Origin of the sequence: Anaerobutyricum hallii DSM 3353 (assembly GCF_000173975.1) — a bacterium.
Taxonomy (GTDB): domain Bacteria; phylum Bacillota; class Clostridia; order Lachnospirales; family Lachnospiraceae; genus Anaerobutyricum; species Anaerobutyricum hallii.
The window spans coordinates 36,544-58,434 of sequence record NZ_ACEP01000105.1; the positions used below are offsets into that span (position 1 = coordinate 36,544).

General features: G+C 39.0%; 19 protein-coding genes and 2 pseudogenes. 19 read left to right on the forward strand and 2 right to left on the reverse strand.

What is annotated here, in order from left to right; all coding sequences use genetic code 11:
* The first annotated feature begins 113 nt into the window (after positions 1-113).
* From rsmH to mraY, 5 genes are all read left to right on the forward strand, one after another.
* Positions 114-1,061, forward strand: coding sequence for a 16S rRNA (cytosine(1402)-N(4))-methyltransferase RsmH (gene rsmH, locus EUBHAL_RS10490; protein WP_005349169.1), 948 nt, complete (start codon positions 114-116; stop codon positions 1,059-1,061).
* A 28-nt stretch (positions 1,062-1,089) separates the two neighbouring features.
* Complete coding sequence (locus EUBHAL_RS10495; protein ID WP_005349174.1) at positions 1,090-1,611, forward strand: FtsB/FtsL family cell division protein; 522 nt, start codon at positions 1,090-1,092, stop codon at positions 1,609-1,611.
* Positions 1,612-1,638: 27 nt separating this feature from the next.
* A complete protein-coding gene (locus tag EUBHAL_RS10500) occupies positions 1,639-3,744 on the forward strand; it encodes a peptidoglycan D,D-transpeptidase FtsI family protein (protein ID WP_005349175.1) in 2,106 nt (701 codons plus the stop codon).
* A gap of 93 nt (positions 3,745-3,837) precedes the next feature.
* Complete coding sequence (locus tag EUBHAL_RS10505) at positions 3,838-5,556, forward strand: peptidoglycan D,D-transpeptidase FtsI family protein (protein ID WP_005349177.1); 1,719 nt, start codon at positions 3,838-3,840, stop codon at positions 5,554-5,556.
* 62 nt (positions 5,557-5,618) lie between these two features.
* Positions 5,619-6,572 (forward strand): phospho-N-acetylmuramoyl-pentapeptide-transferase, encoded by a 954-nt coding sequence (gene mraY, locus EUBHAL_RS10510; RefSeq protein ID WP_005349179.1) that lies wholly within the window; start codon positions 5,619-5,621, stop codon positions 6,570-6,572.
* Here the strand turns inward: mraY and EUBHAL_RS16915 are convergent.
* Positions 6,526-6,696 (reverse strand): annotated as a pseudogene (locus tag EUBHAL_RS16915) (DUF6783 domain-containing protein). The gene mraY and the pseudogene EUBHAL_RS16915 sit on opposite strands and share 47 nt — an antisense overlap.
* Here EUBHAL_RS16915 and EUBHAL_RS16920 point away from each other — a divergent pair.
* The 7 genes and pseudogenes from EUBHAL_RS16920 to sigE all read left to right on the forward strand — a co-directional run.
* A pseudogene (locus EUBHAL_RS16920) lies at positions 6,640-6,762 on the forward strand (DUF6783 domain-containing protein); the annotation flags it as partial. The pseudogenes EUBHAL_RS16915 and EUBHAL_RS16920 overlap by 57 nt on opposite strands.
* 111 nt (positions 6,763-6,873) lie before the next feature.
* Positions 6,874-8,235, forward strand: a complete 1,362-nt coding sequence (gene murD / locus EUBHAL_RS10515; protein ID WP_005349181.1) for a UDP-N-acetylmuramoyl-L-alanine--D-glutamate ligase — start codon at positions 6,874-6,876, stop codon at positions 8,233-8,235.
* Positions 8,232-9,362 (forward strand): FtsW/RodA/SpoVE family cell cycle protein, encoded by a 1,131-nt coding sequence (locus EUBHAL_RS10520; RefSeq protein ID WP_005349196.1) that lies wholly within the window; start codon positions 8,232-8,234, stop codon positions 9,360-9,362. Before murD ends, EUBHAL_RS10520 begins: the two co-directional genes overlap by 4 nt.
* A 16-nt stretch (positions 9,363-9,378) precedes the next feature.
* Positions 9,379-10,155 carry a cell division protein FtsQ/DivIB gene (locus EUBHAL_RS10525; RefSeq protein ID WP_005349203.1) on the forward strand — a complete coding sequence of 259 codons (777 nt, stop codon included), beginning with the start codon at positions 9,379-9,381 and terminating at the stop codon, positions 10,153-10,155.
* 202 nt (positions 10,156-10,357) lie between these two features.
* Positions 10,358-11,500, forward strand: a complete 1,143-nt coding sequence (gene ftsZ / locus EUBHAL_RS10530) for a cell division protein FtsZ (RefSeq protein ID WP_005349206.1) — start codon at positions 10,358-10,360, stop codon at positions 11,498-11,500.
* A gap of 156 nt (positions 11,501-11,656) precedes the next feature.
* Positions 11,657-12,628, forward strand: a complete 972-nt coding sequence (locus EUBHAL_RS10535; protein ID WP_005349208.1) for a sigma-E processing peptidase SpoIIGA — start codon at positions 11,657-11,659, stop codon at positions 12,626-12,628.
* A 38-nt stretch (positions 12,629-12,666) separates the two neighbouring features.
* Complete coding sequence (sigE, locus tag EUBHAL_RS10540; protein WP_005349209.1) at positions 12,667-13,410, forward strand: RNA polymerase sporulation sigma factor SigE; 744 nt, start codon at positions 12,667-12,669, stop codon at positions 13,408-13,410.
* 515 nt (positions 13,411-13,925) lie between these two features.
* On the opposite strand, the gene sigG is transcribed toward sigE, so the two are convergent.
* Positions 13,926-14,705, reverse strand: a complete 780-nt coding sequence (gene sigG, locus EUBHAL_RS10545; protein WP_022169526.1) for an RNA polymerase sporulation sigma factor SigG — start codon at positions 14,703-14,705, stop codon at positions 13,926-13,928.
* A gap of 202 nt (positions 14,706-14,907) precedes the next feature.
* Here sigG and EUBHAL_RS10550 point away from each other — a divergent pair, with 202 nt between their 5' ends.
* The 7 genes from EUBHAL_RS10550 to EUBHAL_RS16245 all read left to right on the forward strand — a co-directional run bounded on the left by EUBHAL_RS10550 (position 14,908) and on the right by EUBHAL_RS16245 (position 21,755).
* Positions 14,908-15,702, forward strand: coding sequence for a molybdopterin-binding protein (locus EUBHAL_RS10550; protein ID WP_005349215.1), 795 nt, complete (start codon positions 14,908-14,910; stop codon positions 15,700-15,702).
* Positions 15,703-15,733: 31 nt separating this feature from the next.
* Positions 15,734-16,969, forward strand: a complete 1,236-nt coding sequence (sstT, locus tag EUBHAL_RS10555) for a serine/threonine transporter SstT (protein ID WP_005349216.1) — start codon at positions 15,734-15,736, stop codon at positions 16,967-16,969.
* Positions 16,970-17,403: 434 nt separating this feature from the next.
* Positions 17,404-17,940, forward strand: coding sequence for a helix-turn-helix domain-containing protein (locus tag EUBHAL_RS10560; protein ID WP_005349219.1), 537 nt, complete (start codon positions 17,404-17,406; stop codon positions 17,938-17,940).
* A gap of 36 nt (positions 17,941-17,976) precedes the next feature.
* Complete coding sequence (locus EUBHAL_RS10565) at positions 17,977-19,050, forward strand: ABC transporter ATP-binding protein (protein WP_022169524.1); 1,074 nt, start codon at positions 17,977-17,979, stop codon at positions 19,048-19,050.
* Entirely contained in the window at positions 19,043-19,858 is an 816-nt protein-coding gene (locus tag EUBHAL_RS10570) for an ABC transporter permease (RefSeq protein ID WP_005349223.1), read from the forward strand. Before EUBHAL_RS10565 ends, EUBHAL_RS10570 begins: the two co-directional genes overlap by 8 nt.
* Positions 19,852-20,652 carry an ABC transporter permease gene (locus EUBHAL_RS16240; RefSeq protein ID WP_005349224.1) on the forward strand — a complete coding sequence of 267 codons (801 nt, stop codon included), beginning with the start codon at positions 19,852-19,854 and terminating at the stop codon, positions 20,650-20,652. The genes EUBHAL_RS10570 and EUBHAL_RS16240 overlap by 7 nt, the downstream gene beginning before the upstream one ends.
* Complete coding sequence (locus EUBHAL_RS16245) at positions 20,649-21,755, forward strand: ABC transporter substrate-binding protein (protein WP_005349228.1); 1,107 nt, start codon at positions 20,649-20,651, stop codon at positions 21,753-21,755. Before EUBHAL_RS16240 ends, EUBHAL_RS16245 begins: the two co-directional genes overlap by 4 nt.
* Positions 21,756-21,891: the final 136 nt, after the last annotated feature.

Below are 21,891 nucleotides of genomic sequence, written 5' to 3' on the forward strand. Positions count from 1 at the left end.
AAAAACACGCTCTGGAAATTTGCAGATAAAACATTGAAAATAACAGCAGGTTTATATTGCATTAGATGGCTTATTGATATAAAATAAAATTTAAATGGAACACGGAGGTAAAAATGGAATTTGTTCATAAATCGATTATGCTGGAGGAAGTAATTGAGTCTCTGGCAATTAAACCGAACGGAATTTATGTAGATGGCACTTTAGGAGGTGCAGGTCATTCTTCTGAAATTGTGAAACGATTAGGAGAGGACGGAAGGCTTATTGGTATCGATCAGGATGGCGAAGCAATCGAAGCTGCGACAAAGCGTCTGAAACCGTATAAGGATAAAGTAACGATTGTAAGAAGCAATTATGCACAGATGAAGGAAGTACTGAGAGATTTGGGAATCCCCAAGGTAGATGGAATCCTGCTTGATTTAGGAGTATCCTCTTATCAGCTTGATAATGCTGAGAGAGGCTTTACTTACCGGGAAGATGTACCTCTTGATATGCGTATGGATCAGAGACAGACAAAGACTGCGAAAGATATCGTGAATGATTATAGCGAGATGGAGCTGTATCATATTATCCGTAATTACGGGGAGGACAAGTTTGCAAAGAATATCGCAAAGCATATTGTCCAGGCAAGACAGAAGACTCCGATTGAGACAACAGGTCAGCTGATTGAGGTTATCAAGGCAGCCATCCCTAAAAAGGTGCGCGCTACAGGAGGACATCCTGCGAAGAAGACTTTTCAGGCAATCCGTATTGAGTTAAATCATGAGCTTGATGTGCTGAAGAATAATTTAGAGGACATGATTGATCTTCTTAATGATGAGGGGAGAATCGCGATTATTACATTCCATTCTTTAGAAGACAGAATCGTAAAGAATATTTTCCGTACCAGTGAGCGGCCATGTATTTGCCCGCCGGAATTTCCGGTTTGTGTATGTGGCAGAGTATCAAAGGGAAAGGTTATCACAAGGAAACCAATTGTGCCTGGTAAGGAAGAGCTTGAGGAGAACAGTCGGTCTAAGAGTGCAAAGCTTCGTGTTTTTGAGAGGAGAATCACAGAAGGATAGAGACATTTTATCGTGTTGGAGGTAGAATATGGCACTTCGTAATACATCAGAACGTTATGAATACATTTATGGAAGCAACGTCAGAAAGTTAGAAACAGATATGGCAGGGAAGCAGACAGCAAAGGCAGTTCCTGCAAAGAAGAATGTGAGAAGACCCGAACAAAGAAGAACGGGGAATAAAGCAGCAGATTCAGAAGCAGCGGCAGCTATTCAGAAGAATGCGGCGAAGTTTCTTGCATTTGACTGGAAGTATACGCTGGTAGCATTGATTGCGGTAATCATATGTTCTGCAGCAGCAATGTTTTATCTTCATGCGAATGCACAGCTTAATGTGATGGAGAAACAGATTTCTGACCTTAAAACTGAAAAGACAAGTTTAGAAAGTAAACAGAGTGCGATTCAGGCTGAAATTGATAAATCAATCAATCTGGATCAGATTAAAGATTATGCCGAGAAGAAGTTACATATGATTTATCCGAAGGATTCCGATGTCCTTTTGTATCAGAGGGATTCTGACGATTATTTCCGGCAATATGAAAGTGTAGATTAAAGCAGATAAAGAACAGGTGGTAGTAAAGTGGCGAAGAAGAAAAAAGCAGACAGACGACTTACCACCCCAATGAAAGGGAAGCTGATATTGGTATTTGGAGGTATCATCTTCCTCTTTTTGATTTTGGTGGTGAAATTATGCTATGTGACAGCAACAAAGGGAAAAGAATATGAGACAGCAGTTCTAAGTCAGCAAAAACATGACAGTACAATTCTGCCGTTTGAGAGAGGCAAGATTTATGACAGGAATGGAAATATCCTGGCTACCAATGAGAAGATTTATACACTCATACTGGAACCGCAGAATATTTTGCTTCAAGATAAAAAATATGAAGAAGCGACCATTAATGCGCTTCATGAGTATTTTGGATTTAGTAAGAGTAAATTAAAGAAGACGATTGAGGATAATCCATACTCTTATTATGAAGTATATAAAAAGAATATGACATATGACGAAGTGGAGAAGTTTCAGAAGTTCTTAGACTTAGCGGATGCTTCTATGAAAGGAGTCTCAAAAGCAAAGAAAGCAAAGATAGAAAGTGCCAAGATGGTAAAGGGAGTTTCTTTTGAGGAAGACTATAAGAGAGTTTATCCGTATAATTCCCTTGCCTGCCGTGTTCTTGGGTATACATCTTCAGGTAATGTTGGTAACTGGGGAATCGAACAATATTATAATAGTCAGTTAAACGGAGTGAACGGTCGTGCATACTATTATTTTAATGAGGAGCTTGACCAGGAGCAGTCTGTAAAAGAACCTAAGAATGGAAATTCTGTTGTCAGCACGATTGATATGCAGATTCAGAAGATTATTGAGCAGAAGTTAAAAGATTTTGATGATAAGATTGGAAGTAAGGTTACGAATATTCTTGTCATGAATCCGCAGAATGGAGAAATTCTCGGAATGACAAGTTCTTATCCATATAATCTGAATAAGCCGATGGATGAGAAAAGTCTTTTATCTCTTTATTCTCAAAGTGATATTGATAAGATGAAAGCTTACACAAAGCAGAAGCAGGCTGAGGAAACTACGGATAGTGAAGATGCTTCTGAGGATTCCCAAGATAGCACAAAAAAGAAAACAGATGACCAGAAAACAATCTATGATGCGTTTAATGAATTATGGAGAAACTCCATTATAAGTGATACAAATGAACCGGGATCTACCTATAAGCCATTTACCGTGGCAACAGGACTTGAGAGTGGAGCACTTACTGGCAATGAGAATTATTTTTGTACAGGTTCTCTTATGGTAGGAAAGCGTAACATCGGATGTTCCCATGTCCATGGAAACATTACATTAAAAGATGCGGTGGCAAAATCTTGTAATGTAGCAATGATGAACATTGGATTTAAAGAAGGCGCAGATACTTTTTATAAATATCAGAATATTTTCGGATTTGGACGAAGCACTGGAATCGACCTTCCAGGTGAGACAGATACAAAGAGTCTTGTATACAATGCATCGAATTATTCCAATAGTGTAACTTTAGCAACGAATGCTTTTGGTCAGAACTTTAACTGTACGATGATGCAGATGGCAGCAGGATTTTGTTCTCTTATTAATGGCGGCAATTATTATCGTCCGCATATTGTAAAGCAGATTCAGAGTGATAATGGGGCTGTAGTAAAAGATATCGGGAAAGAAGTGTTAAGAAAGACCATTTCCGAAGAAACTTCAGCGACAATCCGTTCTTATATGCAGCAGACAGTGGAGTCTGGAACAGGAACAAAAGCACAGATTGAAGGCTATAGTATTGGTGGTAAAACGGGTACTGCCGAAAAAATTCCAAGAAATAAAAAGGATTATTATATTTCCTTTATTGGATTTACCCCAGTAGAAAGCCCGCAGCTCTTAATCTATGTAACGATTGATGAGCCAAATGTTTCATTCCAGGCAAATGCCGGACTGGCAGTAGAGTTAGAAAAAGCCTGCATGGAAGAAATCGTGGATGTGCTGGGCATAAAGCCGGAAACAACAGATACATCTAATACAGATAATGCCAGCACTGAACAGAAGGACGATACGACCAGTGCTACAACAGAAGCCAGCAGCAATACGACAAAAAATAAAAAGAACACAAGCAGCAGCACGACAAAAAGTAAAAAGAATACGAAGGATGCAGCGAATCAGTAACAGCGAATTTAGAGCGTGTTTGAAAAATCATGATGGCATGTTAGTAATAAGACCAGAATTTCTGCGTATACTTCTATTAAAACATTTTGCAGGGTGAGAGCGATAAAGGTTCATACATTTCAAAAAGAGAAGTATACCCTTGTATTTGGAGCATTTATTTTAGGATTTACTCTGCTTGCAGGAAGACTGTGCTATCTTATGATTTTTCGTTCCGAAGAATTAAGCAAAAAAGCATTAAATATCGAACAGAGGGAGAGGACGATCAAGGCTGCCAGAGGGAAAATCTATGACAGAAATGGTATTGTGCTGGCAGACAATCAGGCAGTTTGTTCCGTTTCTGTGATCTATTATCAGATAAAAGAATCACAAAAGGTAATAAAACTACTGTCGCAAAAGCTTGCTCTTTCGGAAGAGGAAGTAAAAAAGAAGGTAGAAAAGGTATCTTCGAGAGAAAAAATAAAGAGTAATGTGCCAAAGAGTGTGGCAGATGAGATAAGGGAAGCTGGTCTTGACGGAGTAAAGGTAGATGAAGATTATAAAAGATACTATCCGTTTGGAACATTGGCATCAAAAGTATTAGGGTTTGCCGGTGCAGATAATCAGGGAATTTTAGGAATAGAATCCCGTTATGATGATGTGCTGAAGGGAACAGATGGAAAGATTTTGACCCTTACAGATTATCAGGGAATCGAGATTGAAAATGCGGCAGAAACCCGGGTGGAGCCGGTAAATGGCAATGATCTGTATCTTTCTGTTGACTATAATGTGCAATGTTATGTACAGCAGGCAGCCGAGAAAGTTCTTAAGGTTAAGAAAGCAAAACGGGTTTCTGTTATTTTAATGAATCCGCAAAATGGAGAGATTTATGCTTTGGTAAGCCTTCCAGAATATGATTTAAATGAGCCATTTGTTTTGACAAAAGCATATGAGGCCGAAGGAAAGAATCAGAATGATAAGCTAAATGATATGTGGAGAAATCCTGTGATCAGTGACTCCTATGAACCGGGCTCCACATTTAAGATTATCACGGCAACGGCCGCTTTAGAAGAAAGAAAAGTAACGTTGCAGGATTCTTTTTTCTGTCCGGGATTTAAAATCGTAGAAGATAGAAAGATACGCTGTCATAAAACACAGGGACATGGCTCAGAAACTTTTAAGCAGGGAGTTATGAACTCCTGCAACCCGGTTTTCATGGAAATTGGGGCAAGGGTCGGGGCAAAAGATATGCTTCGCTATTACCACAAGCTTGGACTTTACGAAAGAACAGGAGTGGATCTTCCAGGAGAGGCAAATTCCATTATGCATAAGCTTGATAAGATTGGTGCAGTAGAACTGGCTACAATGTCTTTTGGGCAGTCGATACAGATTACACCACTACAGCTTATGCGGGCGGTCAGCGCAGGAATTAATGATGGAAGACTTGTAACACCGCATTTTGCTTTAGAGAAGAAAAATCCTGTAACAAAAGAGATTACAGAGTATGAATATAAAGAAAAGGCGGGAGCTGTTTCAAAGGAAACATCGCAGACATTAAGGGAAGTATTAGAAGCAGTGGTGGCAGAAGGAACAGGAAAGAACGGACAGGTGGAAGGATACCGGGTAGGAGGAAAGACGGCAACAAGTGAGAAGCTTCCAAGAAGAAGTGGCAAATATATTTCCTCTTTTCTTGGATTTGCACCGGCGAATCATCCCCAAATTTTAGGTCTTGTACTGATTGACGAGCCGCAGGGAACTTACTATGGGGGTGTGATCGCAGCACCGGTTATGGCAGAAATTTTTCAAAATGTCCTGCCATATCTTGATAATCTGTGAAAAGAGGATTATACTGTGTAAGAATGTCTTAAATTACAAAGAGATAAAATGGAGGTTAGATTATGGATCATTCAATTGCAATACCAGCATTAGTTGCATTTTTTATTACATTAATATTAGGGCCGGGGCTGATCAGTTTCTTACATAAGCTGAAATTTGGCCAGTTTATCAGAGAAGAGGGACCGGAATCTCATCTGAAAAAGTCAGGAACACCAACAATGGGTGGAATCTTATTCTTAGTGGGAATCTTAGTCGGAAGTGCGTTCTATATTTCTGATTACAAAAAGATTATCCCAATTCTTTTCGTCACACTGGGATTTGGATTAATTGGTTTTCTTGATGACTATATCAAGGTTGTTATGAAGCGGAATCTTGGATTGACACCAGCACAGAAGATGCTTGGACAGATTGTTATTACAGCCGTATTTGCCTTTTACATGGTGAATCATTCCGGACTTGGAACAGATGTAATTATTCCATTTTCTGGAGGAAAGGAATGGCATCTTGGAATCTTATATATTCCAATTTTATTTGTTGTTGTACTTGGAACAGTTAATGGTGCGAACTTTACAGATGGTCTGGATGGTCTCGCAGCAAGCGTAACCACATTAATTGCAGTATTTTTAACAGTGATCGCTGTTGGAACAAACGCGGGAATCCATCCTGTAATTTGTGCGGTAATTGGTGCCTTACTTGGATTCTTATGCTTTAACACACATCCAGCCAAGGTATTTATGGGAGATACAGGTTCTCTCGCATTAGGTGGATTTGTCGTATCTGCAGCATATATGTTAAAGATTCCTCTGTTTATACCAATCGTTGCATTTATCTACTTCATTGAGGTACTTTCTGTTATCATTCAGGTAACATACTATAAAAAGACAAAGAAGCGTATTTTCAAAATGGCACCAATTCACCACCATTTTGAGTTATCAGGATGGCCGGAGACAAAGGTAGTTTCTATCTTTTCTATTGTAACGGCTGTTTTATGTCTGATTGGTATGCTTGCTTACTAGAGAGTGTTTGAAAAATCATTTCTGCAATCTGCACGCCCCAATTTGCGGTATATTTTGCCTTCATTCAGTTGACGTAGCCCGAGCTCGCTACGCCGTCCTCATTCGGGTAAAATCTTCCACAAATTGTAACACACATCTTGCAGAAAGCATTTTTCAAACACGCTCTAAAACACATGGTTTAGAGCTATAAAAAGATACTTATAGAATTAAAGAGAAATATTATAAAATATAAACACTAAAATATAAAGATCAACCACATTTGTGGAGTTTTTATTTAAAGATACGAAACTTGGAGGTTAACATGGATTTAAAGAGTGAAAAGATACTGATTGCCGGAGCCGGAATCAGTGGAATTGGTGCAGCAGCTTTATTAGGAAAAGCAGGAATTGCAGCAGCAATATACGATGGGAATGAAGAACTTGATAAGGAGGCAGTAGCTGCAAAGCTTCCAGAAGGAATGGAAATTTCTTTTGAGTTAGGAGAATTTAAAGAGGAATTAGCAGATAAATACGATATGCTGATTTTAAGCCCTGGAATTTCAATTCATAAACCGGTAGCAAAAGCTTTCTATGACAGAAAGAAGCCAGTGTGGGGCGAGATTGAACTTGCAGCGCATTTTGCAAAGGGTAAGATTGCCGCTATTACAGGAACAAATGGAAAGACAACAACTACTGCATTAGTGGGAAGTATTTTACGCGAATACTATAAGTCTGTATTTGTAGTAGGTAACATCGGAATTCCATTTACTTCCGTCGCATTAGATACAACAGAAGATTCTGTGATCGCAGCAGAAATCAGCAGTTTCCAGTTAGAGACAACGATTGATTTCCAGCCAGAAGTAAGTGCAGTATTAAATGTAACTCCAGACCATTTAGATCGACATGGTACGATGGAAGTATATGCAGATACTAAGTTCTCCATTTCTAAAAAGCAGAATAAAGAGCAGGTTATCGTATTAAATTATGATGATCCAATCACGAGAGAGATGGCTAAAAAAGCAACAGCGAGACCTGTCATGTTCAGTCGTTTAGAAGAACTTGATGAGGGAATTGTATTAAGAGGAGATACTTTTATCATTAAAGAAGATGGAAAGGAGCTTCCTGTATGTACAACTTCTGAGATAAAATTACTCGGTTCTCATAATCATGAAAATATTCTGGCAGCTATCGGCATAACATATTATATGGGAGTACCTGTAGAACAGATCAGGGATGCTGTTATGAAGTTTACTGCTGTAGAGCACCGTATTGAATATGTGGATACGGTAGATGGTGTAGATTATTATAACGATTCTAAGGGAACGAACCCGGATGCGGCAATCAAGGGAATCTCAGCTATGACAAAGCCTACGATTTTACTAGGCGGCGGATATGATAAGAAGTCTACTTATGATGAGTGGATCGATGCATTCCATGGTAAAGTACGTTATCTTATTGTTATGGGTGCAACGGCACAGGCAATTGCAGACACGGCAAAGAATCACGGTTTCCATAACGTCATTTTTGCAGATACTTTTGAGGAAGCAATGAACATTGCAAAAGAGAAGGCAAGACCGGGAGATGCTGTTTTACTTTCACCGGCATGTGCAAGCTGGGGCATGTTCAAAAATTATGAAGTTCGAGGCAAGGTATTTAAAGAAATCGTCCGAAAGTTTAAGGGGTGAATGCTGTGCAGAAGAAATCCTGGAAGAAACCAAAAAGACGGCCACAGGCCATGGATTATTCTATATTATTCCTGGTGCTTTTCCTGGTAGGATTTGGTCTTGTAATTTTATATTCCACCAGTTCCTATAAGGCAAGTCTCCTGTATAATGATACGACATACTGGGTGAAAAAGCAGGCACTTTTTGCTGCTATGGGAATCTGTGGCATGTTATTTATTGCTACGAGAGATTATCATATCTGGCAGAAAAAATGGTGGTTTGCCTGGGTGATTTATGGCGGAGTCATCGGATTGCTTCTTCTTACTTTTGCGATTGGAGCAGCGAGCCATGGTTCTCAGAGATGGATTTCGATTGGGCCATTTAGTTTACAGCCTTCTGAGCTTGCCAAAATTGGAATCATCCTTTTTCTGGCAGCTTATATCAGCAGTAAATCAAGAGAAATGCGACAATGGAAGAAGATGGTTATTCCATTTCTTTTTGCAATACCGATTATCGTAATTGTCGGTATTGAGAATCTGAGTACCTGTATTATTCTTCTTGCAATCTCTTTTATTATGATTTTTGTGGCTACACCTCTGTTGGTGCCTTTCGTTGTTATTGGTCTTATTGGAGTGGCTGGAGCGGGAGGACTTCTTCTCACACAGGGATATCGTATGGAGCGTATTACAGTGTGGCTTGATCCAGCAGCTTCTGAAAAGGGACATCAGACCATACAGGGATTATATGCGATTGGTTCCGGTGGCCTGTTTGGAAAGGGGCTTGGGCAGAGTATGCAAAAGCTTGGATTCCTTCCAGAAGCGAATAATGATATGATTTTCTCTGTTATTTGCGAGGAACTTGGACTTTTCGGTGCGTTGTGCGTGCTAGCTCTGTTTTTTGCGCTGATATGGCGCTTTATGGTGATTGCCGTGAATGCACCAGATCTTTACGGTTCTATGATTGTTGTTGGAGTCATTGCCCATATCGGTATTCAGGTATTTATCAACATTGCAGTTGCAACAAACACGATTCCCAATACAGGAATCCCGCTTCCATTCATAAGCTATGGAGGAAGTTCGCTGGTATTTATGCTATTAGAGATGGGACTGGTGCTGTCAGTATCCCGTTACATAAACGTGAAAAAGTAAAAGATAGGAGAAAAAGATGGGGGAAAGAAATTTAAAACTTGTGGCAGATAATAAGCCCAGAAAGCGGCATATCCTTCTTCTTTTTGCCTGTCTGGCGGTTGTTTTGGGGATGGGTATTTATTTCCTTATTACGGATTTTTCTATTCAGAAAATACAGATTTCAGGAAATAATACCTATACGAATGCCGAAATCATTGAAGCGATGAAAGAGGATGGATATATAGATAACACGCTGCTGATGATCGCACAGAATCAGATTTTTGATCAGACCTATCTGCCATTTATCGAAAAAGTATCAATGAGTTATGACGACAGTCACATACTGAAGGTAAAAGTGAAAGAGAAACTTCGGACAGGCGTTTTTAAATACATGAATGAATATGTGTATTTTAATGAAAATGGAATTGCGATGGAGAGTAGAAACACTCTGTTTGAGGGGGTTCCGGTTGTAACCGGTGTCAAATTCAATGAGATGAATCTGAAAAGAAAGATACTTGAAAATAAAGTTCCGGTAAAAAAGAATTATTTTAATACTATCGTATCTATTACGAAAAAAATTACGACATATAAACTAAATGTTTCAGAAATACATTTTGAAGGGGAAGATGATATTACATTAACTTCTTCAAAATATAAGATATATTTAGGAAGCTCTTCTTATCTCGATGGTAAAATGTCAAAACTTTCTTCTATACTTGAGACGGTTTCTTCTAATTACAAAAAAGGAACCATTGATATGCATTTATATACAGATGATAAACCGATTGTCACTTTTAAAGAGAATGATAAGTAAGAGACAAAGAACATCTGGCGATATTTTCCTGATTTTTCAAGGCAATTATGGGAATTTTCATAGAAGTCAGAAAAAAACGCAAAAATCCAATTTTTTTAGTTGATTATTTCTATAAAAAAACGTATTATATATTTATGATAAGTAAAATTGGATGAATTATATATTTACATAGAATAAGGAGGAGTAAACCTTGCTGGAAATTATGTCAAACGAAGAATTAGCACAAGCTAAAATCCTGGTTATCGGAGTCGGAGGAGCCGGTAACAATGCAGTGAACCGAATGGTTGACGAAGCTATCGAAGGGGTAGAACTGATTGGAATCAACACGGATAAACAGGCTCTTGATTTATGTAAGGCACCTACAAGAGTGCAGATCGGAGAGAAGCTTACAAAGGGACTGGGCGCTGGTGCCAAGCCAGAGATTGGTGCTGCTGCCGTAGAAGAGAACCGTGATGAGATTACAGAACTCGTAAAAGAAGCAGATATGGTATTTGTTACCTGTGGTATGGGTGGCGGAACTGGAACAGGTGCTGCGCCTGTTGTAGCAGAGATCGCAAAAGAGATGGGAATTCTTACCGTTGGTGTTGTGACAAAGCCATTTATTTTTGAGGGTAAGCCTCGTATGAATAATGCACTCAATGGTATTGAACGTCTCAAAGAGAACGTAGATACTTTAATTATCATTCCTAATGATAAGCTATTACAGATTTGTGATAAGAGAACATCTATTAAAGATGCATTCTGTAAGGCAGATGAGGTTTTACAGCAGGGTGTTCAGGGTATCACAGACTTAATCTTTAAGCCAGGACTTATCAACTTAGACTTTGCCGATATTCAGACAGTAATGAGAGATAAGGGAATCGCTCATATCGGAATCGGTGTTGGAAGTGGTGAGGACAAGGCTGTTGATGCGATCAAGAGTGCGATGGAAAGTCCATTACTTGAAACAACAGTCAGTGGAGCAACCGATATTATCATTAACTTCTCAGGTGATATCGGAATCCAGGAAGTTTATGAGGCAGTATCTTATCTTACAGAAGTTGCCGGTGATGAGGCGAACATTATCTTTGGTAATGTAGAGAGTGAAGATGTACCGGATGATGAAGTAAGCATTACAATCATTGCAACCGGACTTCATGATGTTTCTGGTAAGGGAGCATCTGCGGTGAAAGTCCGTAAACCAGCAGCAGATAAGAATAATGCAGAAAGTAATGGTCCTACATACAGTGGACAGGCTATCAAGACTGGTACAGGCCGTAGCAGTGACAGCCGAGAATCTTCGAGAACATATGATAACAGAGATATGGAGATTAAGATTCCAGAATTTTTGCAGAAAAGAAGATAAGGTCGAAGAGAACAACAGAATATAAAGAGTTTTCACTCTTTTAGGCAGGCGTTGTCGCCGGAGGTCGAATATTAAAGATTTTTTCTTTATTATTTCGACCTCATTTTTTTATGTCAATTTATATAATAAATTAACCACATAGCAATAGAAGGTGCCATGAAAACGGAATATCCGTTCCTATTTTCTTTTTTATATAATTGGGCAGCAGATTATATTTTGCTGTTGTTTGTAAAAAAAGACTTATATCCAGAAATAAAAAACAGGACAATTTTAATCGGGGCATCGGCCTGTTCCCTCTCTTATATTCTGTGGGAAGGAACAGCAGGGAAATTGCCCCCGTATTGTAGAATTATTTTAAAATGGTTCCTGATTTTTAGCATTCTGTACATTCTTTTTAAAATACGTTCCGTTAAAAAAATAGGAAAAACAATCAGTCTATTTTTGTGTTATCTTTTTCTGATGGGTGGAGCGGTTTCCTTTTTTTTATCCTGCATACATATAAAAACGGTCGGTGGAAGAAAAACAGCGTGGAAAGCGATGGCAGTTATATGGTTTAGCGCAGGAGTGATTTTTCTATGGAAAATGAAAAAGAAAAAAGAAAATGCAACTCAGATTTCTAAGACATATACCTATGAAGTGAGAATATCGAGAAAAGGGAGAAAAGCAGTATACAAAGGTATCTATGATTCAGGGAATCTTTTAGTCAGTCAGATTACCGGACAGGGAGTCTGCATTATACAAAAAGAGCAGGCAGCAAAACTGCTATTGACGAAAGAAAAGTCAGAGATAGAGCAGATTTATATACAGTTTTCAGAAGAAAAAGAAGAAAAGAAGAGAGAAAAGAATGGAAAAAAGAAGCAGCAAATAGAACAGCCTTTATGGAGAATGTGGGCAAAACAGTTTCAGACAGGAATTTATGTACTACAGTATTCAACTGTTGGGAAGAAAAATGCAAAAATGCCGGGAGTCATGGCCGAAGAAATTGTTGTGTTAAAAGATGGGGAGGTGCTTACCAGGACAAAAGGAATGCTTGGAATCAGTCAGGAGGAACTTTCAGAAACAAAAGAATTTTTCGTCCTGCTTCCAAATGATATTTTCGATAGAGAAGAAAGTAGTAATATATTATAATCCTAAAATAAATCGTAATATTTAAGGAGGGTAAGAGCATGGCAGTTGTATTGAATGCATCAGGAGTAAACCGGGTAAGATTTACAGTCATAAATAATATGAAGTCATTATTTCATCCTCAGCGGGAGATTCACTATATCGGAGGAACCGATATTTTGCCGCCGCCTTTAGAGCCAGAAGAGGAGGCTTATGTGTTAAGTCAGTTAGATACAAGACGAAGTGAGGAAGCAAAAGCACTTTTAATCGAGAGAAATTTACGATTAGTCGTTTACATAGCAAAGAAATTTGAGAATACAGGAATTGGAGTAGAAGATTTGATTTCGATTGGTACCATCGGACTGATTAAAGCAATCCAGACCTTTAAATTAGATAAAAAAATCAAATTGGCAACCTACGCCTCACGATGCATCGAAAATGAAATATTGATGTATTTACGAAGAACCAATAAAACAAAAATGGAAGTTTCTATTGATGAACCGCTGAATGTGGACTGGGACGGTAATGAGCTTCTTCTTTCTGACATTTTAGGAACAGACAGCGATGTCATCTCAAAAGATATCGAAGATGAGATTGACCGGAAAATGTTAAATAAAGCGATGGAGACTTTATCAGACAGAGAAAAACTTATCATTCGGCTCCGGTTTGGGATAGGAGGCGAGGAAAGCGAAGAAAAGACGCAGAAAGAAGTCGCAGACTTGCTGGGAATTTCACAGTCCTATATCTCCAGGCTGGAGAAGAAGATTATCCATCGGTTGAAGCGGGAGATGATTAAAATGCAGTAAATTCTGGGTTGCTGCAGGCAAGGAGAGACGCACCGCAAAAGAGAGCATAGCCTATATTTGTGACTCTATCACTGCGGGTTGAATGTTCGCCTCTATGCTCACATTCAATCCTCGCTCTAAGGCCACAAATATAGGCTATGCTCTCTTTTGCGGTGCTGTCTTTGGCTGTTGGAGTGAAATTGCATATTGGAGGGGTTGGAAATTCTTCATAACGACTTCAAGTCTTATTAAATGTTGAGAAAAATCCTTATATCGGAGAATCGCTAGTTGTCTCTGATTTCTTAATAAAGTGTAAATCTGAAAAAATATATATCTGGAAGAGAATCTTTTAAGTCGAGCAGTAGTTTCTAATTCTGTCCAGCCAAAGACAGCTCTCAGAGAAGAAAAGAATCTATATTTGTGGCCTCGGAGCAAAGGTTGGATGCGAGCGGGTAAGCGAACATTCAACCTGCCGCGACTAAAGTCACAAATATAGATTCTTTTCTTCTCTGAGAGTGTCTATTTTGCCTGTAAAACTACCGTTCAATAAAGTTTCGAATAGATTTCAGTGCATTTTTTTCCAACCTGCTCACCTGAGCCTGCGAGATGCTGATTTCATCAGCAACTTCTGTTTGTGTTTTCCCCTCAAAGAATCGTTTTTCAATAATGTGATATTCCCTTCCGGAAAGCTGATTCATGGCTTCCTGGAGAGAGAGATGCTCGATCCAGGTGTCTTCTTTATTTTTCTTGTCGCAAATTTGATCCATCAGAAACAGAGGATCATTTCCATCCTGATAGACTGGTTCGAAAAGGGACATAGGGGTGGCAATCGCATCCAGGGCATAAATAATATCTTCCTCGGGAATTTCCGTTTTTTTGGAAACTTCCTCAATCGTGGGGGTGCGGTTCATTGATTTAGTGAGCTGTTCTTTTGCATAGATTGCCTTGTAAGCAGTATCACGAAGGGAGCGGCTGACGCGGATACTGTTATTGTCTCTTAAGTACCTTCGGACTTCTCCGAGAATCATAGGAACAGCATAGGTAGAGAATTTTACATTTAAAGTGCGGTCAAAATTATCAATGGCTTTCATAAGACCGATACAGCCGACTTGGAATAAATCATCGGCATGTTCGTGATTGCTGGAAAAACGCTGGATAACACTTAAAACAAGACGCAGATTGCCTTTCACATATTGTTCTCTGGCATCCATATTTCCCTGTTCAATTTGTATGAATAGATTTTCCTTTTCCTCATCGGATAAAAGAGGCAGTTCCGAAGTATTTACTCCACAGATTTCCACTTTGTTTAAAAACATCGCTATCCTCCTAAGATGAACATGTACTTTCAGAATTTTATGCAATAGAAAATGCATCTGTATAAAAGGATGAACTTAAAAAAATAAAAATATTCATATAAAAGGTGAATATATTTAAGAAATCTGTTATAATGGTAAATGTGAGAGAAATGGCTGCACATTTTTTCACGGAAAATTTCAAATTAGATAGGAGGATATCAACATGGTTGCAGAAATCGTATGTGTGGGAACAGAACTTCTGCTGGGAGATATCGTAAACACGAATGCACAGCATATATCAAAAGAGCTTGCCCATATAGGAATTGATTTATACTACCAGACAGTGGTAGGAGATAATAAGGAACGCGTGTGGAATGTATTAGACACAGCTTTGAAGCGTTCAGACCTAATTATCATGACAGGTGGACTTGGTCCGACGAAAGATGACCTTACGAAAGAAGTAGCGGCATCTTTTTTTGGGAAGAAATTAGTCTTTCATGAGCAGACATATGAACACGTCAGAAAGAAACTGGAATCTTATGGAATAAATGAGATGACAGAAAGCCAGAAAAAACAGGCATTAGTCCCAGAAGGTTCTCTTGTAGTTACCAATCCTGCAGGACTTGCTCCGGGAATCATTATGGCACAGGGAGATAAGGCAATCGTTATGCTGCCAGGTCCGCCAAAGGAGATGAAGGCTGTTCTTGCCGAGTGCTGTCACCTTTTCATTAACCGTCTTTCCGACCAGGTATTTGTATCAATCAACATTAAGTGCAAAGGCCCGGACGAGCTTCCGTTAAGAGAGATTGGAGAAGCACCAGTTGCAGATTTATTAGGAGACATCCTTGATAATGAGAATCCGACAGTCGCAACTTACGCAAAAGAAGACGGCGTATTAATACGAGTAACTGCATCCGGAAAGACAAGAGAAGACGCCCTTACCGCCATGCAGCCGGTCGTAACAAAAATTGCAGAAATACTTGCCGGAAAGATTGCGTGGGTAAAGGAAGAAGTGTAACTAAAAAACATTAAATTGAAAGAGGAAAAAAGTGGAAACATCTAGTTTAAAAAGAATAGTAAATAAATATACAGAGACCAGTCTGATCATCCGTATCTTAATCGGTATGGCAATCGGTGTGGTGCTGGCACTTGCTGTGCCTCAATTTACAGGAATCAAGATTCTTGGAGACCTTTTCGTAGGAGCATTAAAGGCAATCGCTCCATTACTGGTATGTCTTTTAATTATGAGTTCTTTAGCTCAGACAAAAGAAGGACATAACGGAAACATGAAAACTGTAGTAATCCTTTATATGTTCAGTACAATAATGGGAGCAATCGTAGCGGTAGCAGGAAGCTTCTTATTCCCATTAAAAATCACATTAGCAGATGCTGTACAGCAGGAAGCTCCAAAAGGAGTCGTAGAAGTACTTGAAAATCTCCTTTTAAAAATCGTAGCAAACCCAATTGATGCATTAGTAAATGCAAACTATCTTGGAGTACTTGCATGGGCTGTTATTCTTGGAATCGCTCTTAAAAAGTCTACACCAGGAACAAAACAGATGCTCTCTGATGCCTCTGATGCAGTATCTCAGGCAGTACGCTGGATTATCAATCTTGCTCCATTTGGTATTTTAGGTTTAGTATTTAATGCTGTATCCACAAGTGGTATGAAGATTTTCACACAGTACGGAAAACTCATCCTTTTACTCGTAGGATGTATGTTATTCCAGGAATTTATCACAAATGGTATTATTGTAGGATTTTGCCTTAAGAAAAATCCATATCCATTAATTTCACGTTGTGCAAGAGAAAGTGGATTAACAGCATTCTTCACAAGAAGTTCAGCAGCAAACATTCCTGTAAATATGGAACTTTGCGAAAAAATGGGCTTAGATAAAGATAACTATTCCGTATCCATTCCACTTGGTTCTACAATCAACATGGACGGAGCGGCAATCACAATTACAGTAATGACATTAGCAGCTGCACATACACTTGGAATCAGCGTAAGCATTCCAACAGCAATCGTATTAAGTATCTTAGCAACACTTTCCGCATGTGGAGCATCAGGAATCGCCGGAGGTTCTCTCCTGTTAATCCCTGTAGCATGTTCCCTTTTCGGAATCTCCAATGATATTGCCATGCAGGTAGTAGGGGTAGGATTTATCATCGGTGTAATTCAGGATTCCTGTGAGACAGCCCTGAACTCATCTTCTGATGTACTGCTTACTGCAACAGCAGAATTTATGCAGTGGAGAAAAGCTGGAAAAGAAATACCATTTTAAAGCTTGAATTGCCGCAGGCAAGGTAGACGCCCACAGAAAGAGAAATAACCTATATTTGTGACTTTCGTCGCTACAGGTTGAATGTTCGCTTAATCGCTCACATCCAACCTTTGCTCCCAGGTCACAAATATAGGTTGTTTCTCTTTCTGCGGGCTGTTTGTTGGTCGCCTATGCAAACGCAGAATTTATCAGAGTTCCTATTTCTCCTGTCCCCATCCCCAACCCATTCCGCAAGTGTCTAGTCAGTATATGGTACCGAAGCAAAACTTAAATTTCGATTTCACACCAACAGCCAAAGACAGCCTGCGGCAAATTCGAAATTAATTCTCTCTTGACTAGCACACTTCTTTCTGCCATAATACCCTTTGGAAGTTTAACTATACTAAACTTTAAGTTTATTATTACATAAATAGAAAGGTGTGAAGTCATGAATCATGGAACTAGGAGAGAAGATTAAAGAATTGAGGAATAAGCAAGGACTTACTCAGGAAGAACTTGCCGACCGGGCAGAGCTTAGTAAGGGATTTATTTCCCAGTTAGAAAGAGATATGACTTCTCCCTCCATCGCAACGTTAGAAGATTTACTGCAATGTCTTGGAACAACTCTCGGAGAGTTTTTCAATGAAGAGCAGGAAGAGGAACAGATTGTGTTTACGGAGGAGGATTTTTTTGTAAAAAAGGATGAAGAATATAAAAACCAGATTAAGTGGATTATTCCAAATGCACAGAAGAACTGCATGGAGCCGATTCATTTGCTTTTGGAAAAAGGTGGAGAGACCTGTCCGGACAACCCCCATGAGGGAGAAGAGTTTGGCTATATCTTAAAGGGTAAAGTAGAAATCCATCTGGGAAAGCGAATCTGTATTGCCCAAAAGGGAGATGCTTTTTATTACAGGGCAGATAAGACGCATTATTTAAAGGGAATTGAGCGGACGGAATTAATCTGGGTGACTTCGCCGCCAAGTTTTTAGACAGGAAATATAGTAAAATTTATTGAGGAAATGGGAATGAAGAATAAGTTAGTTGAGTTAGTGAATGTTTCAAAGTCTTTTGGTTCAACCAAAGTATTAGATGAGTTGTGTTTAGAGGTAAAAGAGAATGAGTTCCTGACACTGCTTGGTCCGTCCGGCTGTGGAAAGACAACAACGCTTCGTATTATCGGTGGATTTGAGAAACCAGACAGTGGAAAAGTCTTTTTTGACGGAGCGGATATTACAAATGTTCCAGCGAATAAGCGAAACCTGAATACGGTTTTCCAGAAGTATGCGTTATTTGGACATATGACGATTGAGGAAAATATTGCATTTGGCTTAAAGATTAAAAATAAATCGGATTCCTACATTAAGGATAAGATTAAATATGCGTTAAAGCTTGTGAATTTGGAAGGATTTGAGAAGAGAAAGCCAACTTCTTTAAGTGGTGGACAGCAGCAGCGAATCGCGATTGCAAGAGCGATTGTCAATGAACCGAAAGTCTTGTTATTAGATGAGCCGCTTGGTGCGCTTGACTTAAAGCTTCGTCAGGATATGCAGTATGAGTTGATGCGTTTGAAAGAAGAACTGGGAATCACTTTTATTTATATTACACATGACCAGGAAGAAGCACTTACCATGTCTGATAAGATTATCGTTATGAATAAAGGGTACATCCAGCAGATGGGAACACCGGAAGACATTTATAATGAGCCGGAAAATGCATTTGTGGCTGATTTTATCGGTGACAGTAATATTATTGACGGTATTATGTTAGAAGACCGTTTGGTAGAGATTCTTGGAACAAAGTTTGAATGTGTAGATGAAGGTTTTGGAAGAAATCGTCCGGTTGACGTTGTAATCCGTCCGGAGGATGTGGTTCTTGGTGAGGAAGGTCAGGGAATCCTTGATGGTGTGGTTACTTCTCTTATTTTTAAGGGCGTACATTACGAGATGGAAGTGGAGGCAAATGGATATGAGTGGCTTGTTCACAGCACAAACTGTCATCCAGTAGGATCTAAAGTAAGCATTTCCGTCATTCCGTTTAATATTCAGATTATGCATAAGCCAGAATCCGAAGATGAAAAGGCGGTGACGATAGATGAGTAGAAAAGTTCTTACAACTCCTTACATTGTGTGGGGAGCAGCATTTATCATTTTGCCATTATTTATGGTGCTATATTATGGCTGTACAGGAAGCGACGGAAGCTTTACCCTTTCTAATATTACCGCAATGGCTGATTCCGTTCACTACAAAGCGTTCTGGAATTCTGTCTGGATTGCGTTAGCAAGTACACTCATTTGTCTCGTTATCTCGTATCCTTTGGCATATATTTTAAGTAAGGGAAAACATAGAGGTTCCGGCATTGTCATTATGCTGTTTATTTTGCCAATGTGGATTAACTTCCTTCTTCGTGTACTGGCATTGCAGGTTATTTTATCAAAAACAGGAATATTAAATGCCATTCTCGGATTTTTTGGACTTCCTTTACAAAAATTAATGTATACAAAAGGAGCAGTTTTGGTCGGAATGGTTTATGACTATATTCCATTTATGATTTTGCCGATTTACAATGCCCTTTGCAAAATTGACAAAGACGTTATCGAAGCAGCACATGATTTGGGAGCAAGCGCAAGGGTGACATTCCAGAAGATTATCATTCCACTTTCTCTGCCAGGAGTGATCAGTGGAATTATTATGGTATTTATCCCAAGCATTTCCGAGTTCGTTGTGGCTGATATTTTAGGTGGGTCCAAAGTTCTTTTATTTGGAAATGTTATCGACCAGGAATTTAATGTGGCAAATAACTGGAATTTAGGTTCCGGGCTTTCTATTGTACTTATGATATTTATTTTTATTAGTATGGCAATTATGAACCGCCACGCGTCAGAGGAAGGAGACAACATGCTATGGTAAAAGCAAAAAGTTTTATAGAAAAATTTTATGTGGCATTTATTGGGTTTCTCCTGTATGCGCCGTTACTTGTGTTATTTGTCTGCTCATTTAACGATTCTAAATCAAGAACCGTTTGGGGCGGCTTCACCTTGCACTGGTATACTGATTTATTTCAGAATGAGGAAGTACTTTCAGCCGTAAGAACGTCCCTGCTGCTTACAACATTGGCGGCTTTAATCGCTACATTGATTGGAACACTTGCGTGTATCGGAATGACTGCGATGAAGCTCCGTTTCCAAAAGGTAATGGAAGGACTTTCAAATATCCCATTATTAAATGCCGATATCGTAACCGGTGTGGCTATCATGCTCTTATTTGTGCATTTCATGTCACTGGGATTCACTTCCATGTTGATAGCACACGTAACTTTAGGATTACCCTATATCATTTTAAATGTCATGCCGAGATTTCAGCAGCTGGATAAAAATGTATACGAGGCGGCACAGGATTTAGGTGCATCCGCAGTATACGCCTTTGTCAAAGTTGTCCTGCCGGAAATTATCCCGGGAATCCTTTCAGGATTTTTCTTTGCATTTACGGTATCTATGGATGATTTTGTCGTAACATACTTCACAAAGGGAGCGGGAATCAACACGATTTCCACAATGCTTTACCAGCAGCTTAGAAGAGGAATCAACCCACAGATGTATGCACTTTCAACCCTTTTATTCTTGACAATTCTTATTTTACTCGGACTCATTAACCATATGTCCGCAACAAAACAGAAAAAAGCAGACAGGGAGGAAAATCGATGAATTTACTGGAAAAATATTATCTGCAGGGAAAAGGAAAGCTGATGGCAGGTATTTTCGTCCTCGTAGTATTGTTAATTATCTCAACCATTGCCTTTACCGGCTGCTTTTCTTCTGGAAAAAAGAGCGATGACAAAAATACGGTTACCGTATTTAATTATGGAGATTATATTGATGTAAGTGTACTAAAAACTTTCGAGAAAGAAACTGGCATCAAAGTAAAATACGAAGAATATGTCACCCCGGAAGATATGTATACAAAATATAAATCCGGTGTCATTAACTACGATGTTATTTGTACATCCGACTACATGGTAGAGAAAATGATGCAGGAGGGCGAAGCACAGAAAATTGATACTTCCTCTATGGAATACTATAAAAATATTGATGAAAAGTATTTAGATTTCTGTAAGGCATTTGACCCGACCAATGAATACGCAGTCCCTTACCTTTGGGGGACCGTAGGAATCCTCTATAACACAAAAGTCATAAAAGAAAAAGTCGATAGCTGGAGCATTTTATGGGACAAAAAATACGATGACCAGATTGTTATGCAAAACAGTATGCGAGATGCTTTTATGGTTCCACTCAAATGGAATGGCATTTCCTTAAACACAACCAGTCAAAAGGAATTAAAACAGGCACAGAGCCTTTTATTAAAACAAAAACCAATCGTAGAAGCTTATCTTGTTGATGAGGCAAGAGATGCCATGGTTTCTGGCGATGCCTCCATGGCCGTCATTTATTCCGGCGATGCTACCGTTGCCATGGAAGAAAACGAAGACCTCGACTACGTTGTCCCAAAAGAAGGCTCTAACGTCTGGTTTGACTGCTTTTTAATCCCCAAAACAGCCGAACACAAAGAAGCTGCCGAAAAATTTATCGACTACATGAACCGTCAGGACATCGCCCAGAAAAACTTTGATTACATTTACTATGGAACACCAAATAAAGCTGTATATGACACCTTAGATGATGACACCAAAGAAGATTACACTATCTTCCCGGAAGAAGCTACATTGGATAAATGCGAAGTATATAAATATCTTGGTGAAAAGACAGATCAGTATTATAATCGGCTGTGGAAGGAATTGAAATCGTATTAATATATTTTTATCAGGTAGATAAAGCAGAAAAAGAAAAAACCATACAGACTATAAAAGGTAAGGATACTGGCAATAGGATATAATTATAAAAATAATGTCCAATCTTTAAAGAGTATTTCTTCGTAACAGAATCAAT

Bases quoted from the DNA above. Each gene is read 5' to 3' on its own strand.
- EUBHAL_RS16240 (WP_005349224.1), top strand. From the start codon at position 19,852: ATGGTAAAAGCAAAAAGTTTTATAGAAAAATTTTATGTGGCATTTATT.
- sigE (WP_005349209.1), top strand. From the start codon at position 12,667: ATGGCAGTTGTATTGAATGCATCAGGAGTAAACCGGGTAAGATTTACA.
- EUBHAL_RS10495 (WP_005349174.1), top strand. From the start codon at position 1,090: ATGGCACTTCGTAATACATCAGAACGTTATGAATACATTTATGGAAGC.
- EUBHAL_RS10560 (WP_005349219.1), top strand. From the start codon at position 17,404: ATGGAACTAGGAGAGAAGATTAAAGAATTGAGGAATAAGCAAGGACTT.
- EUBHAL_RS10535 (WP_005349208.1), top strand. From the start codon at position 11,657: ATGAAAACGGAATATCCGTTCCTATTTTCTTTTTTATATAATTGGGCA.
- EUBHAL_RS16245 (WP_005349228.1), top strand. From the start codon at position 20,649: ATGAATTTACTGGAAAAATATTATCTGCAGGGAAAAGGAAAGCTGATG.
- EUBHAL_RS10550 (WP_005349215.1), top strand. From the start codon at position 14,908: ATGGTTGCAGAAATCGTATGTGTGGGAACAGAACTTCTGCTGGGAGAT.
- mraY (WP_005349179.1), top strand. From the start codon at position 5,619: ATGGATCATTCAATTGCAATACCAGCATTAGTTGCATTTTTTATTACA.
- rsmH (WP_005349169.1), top strand. From the start codon at position 114: ATGGAATTTGTTCATAAATCGATTATGCTGGAGGAAGTAATTGAGTCT.
- murD (WP_005349181.1), top strand. From the start codon at position 6,874: ATGGATTTAAAGAGTGAAAAGATACTGATTGCCGGAGCCGGAATCAGT.
- EUBHAL_RS10565 (WP_022169524.1), top strand. From the start codon at position 17,977: ATGAAGAATAAGTTAGTTGAGTTAGTGAATGTTTCAAAGTCTTTTGGT.
- EUBHAL_RS10570 (WP_005349223.1), top strand. From the start codon at position 19,043: ATGAGTAGAAAAGTTCTTACAACTCCTTACATTGTGTGGGGAGCAGCA.
- EUBHAL_RS10525 (WP_005349203.1), top strand. From the start codon at position 9,379: ATGGGGGAAAGAAATTTAAAACTTGTGGCAGATAATAAGCCCAGAAAG.
- ftsZ (WP_005349206.1), top strand. From the start codon at position 10,358: ATGTCAAACGAAGAATTAGCACAAGCTAAAATCCTGGTTATCGGAGTC.
- sigG (WP_022169526.1), bottom strand. From the start codon at position 14,705: ATGTTTTTAAACAAAGTGGAAATCTGTGGAGTAAATACTTCGGAACTG.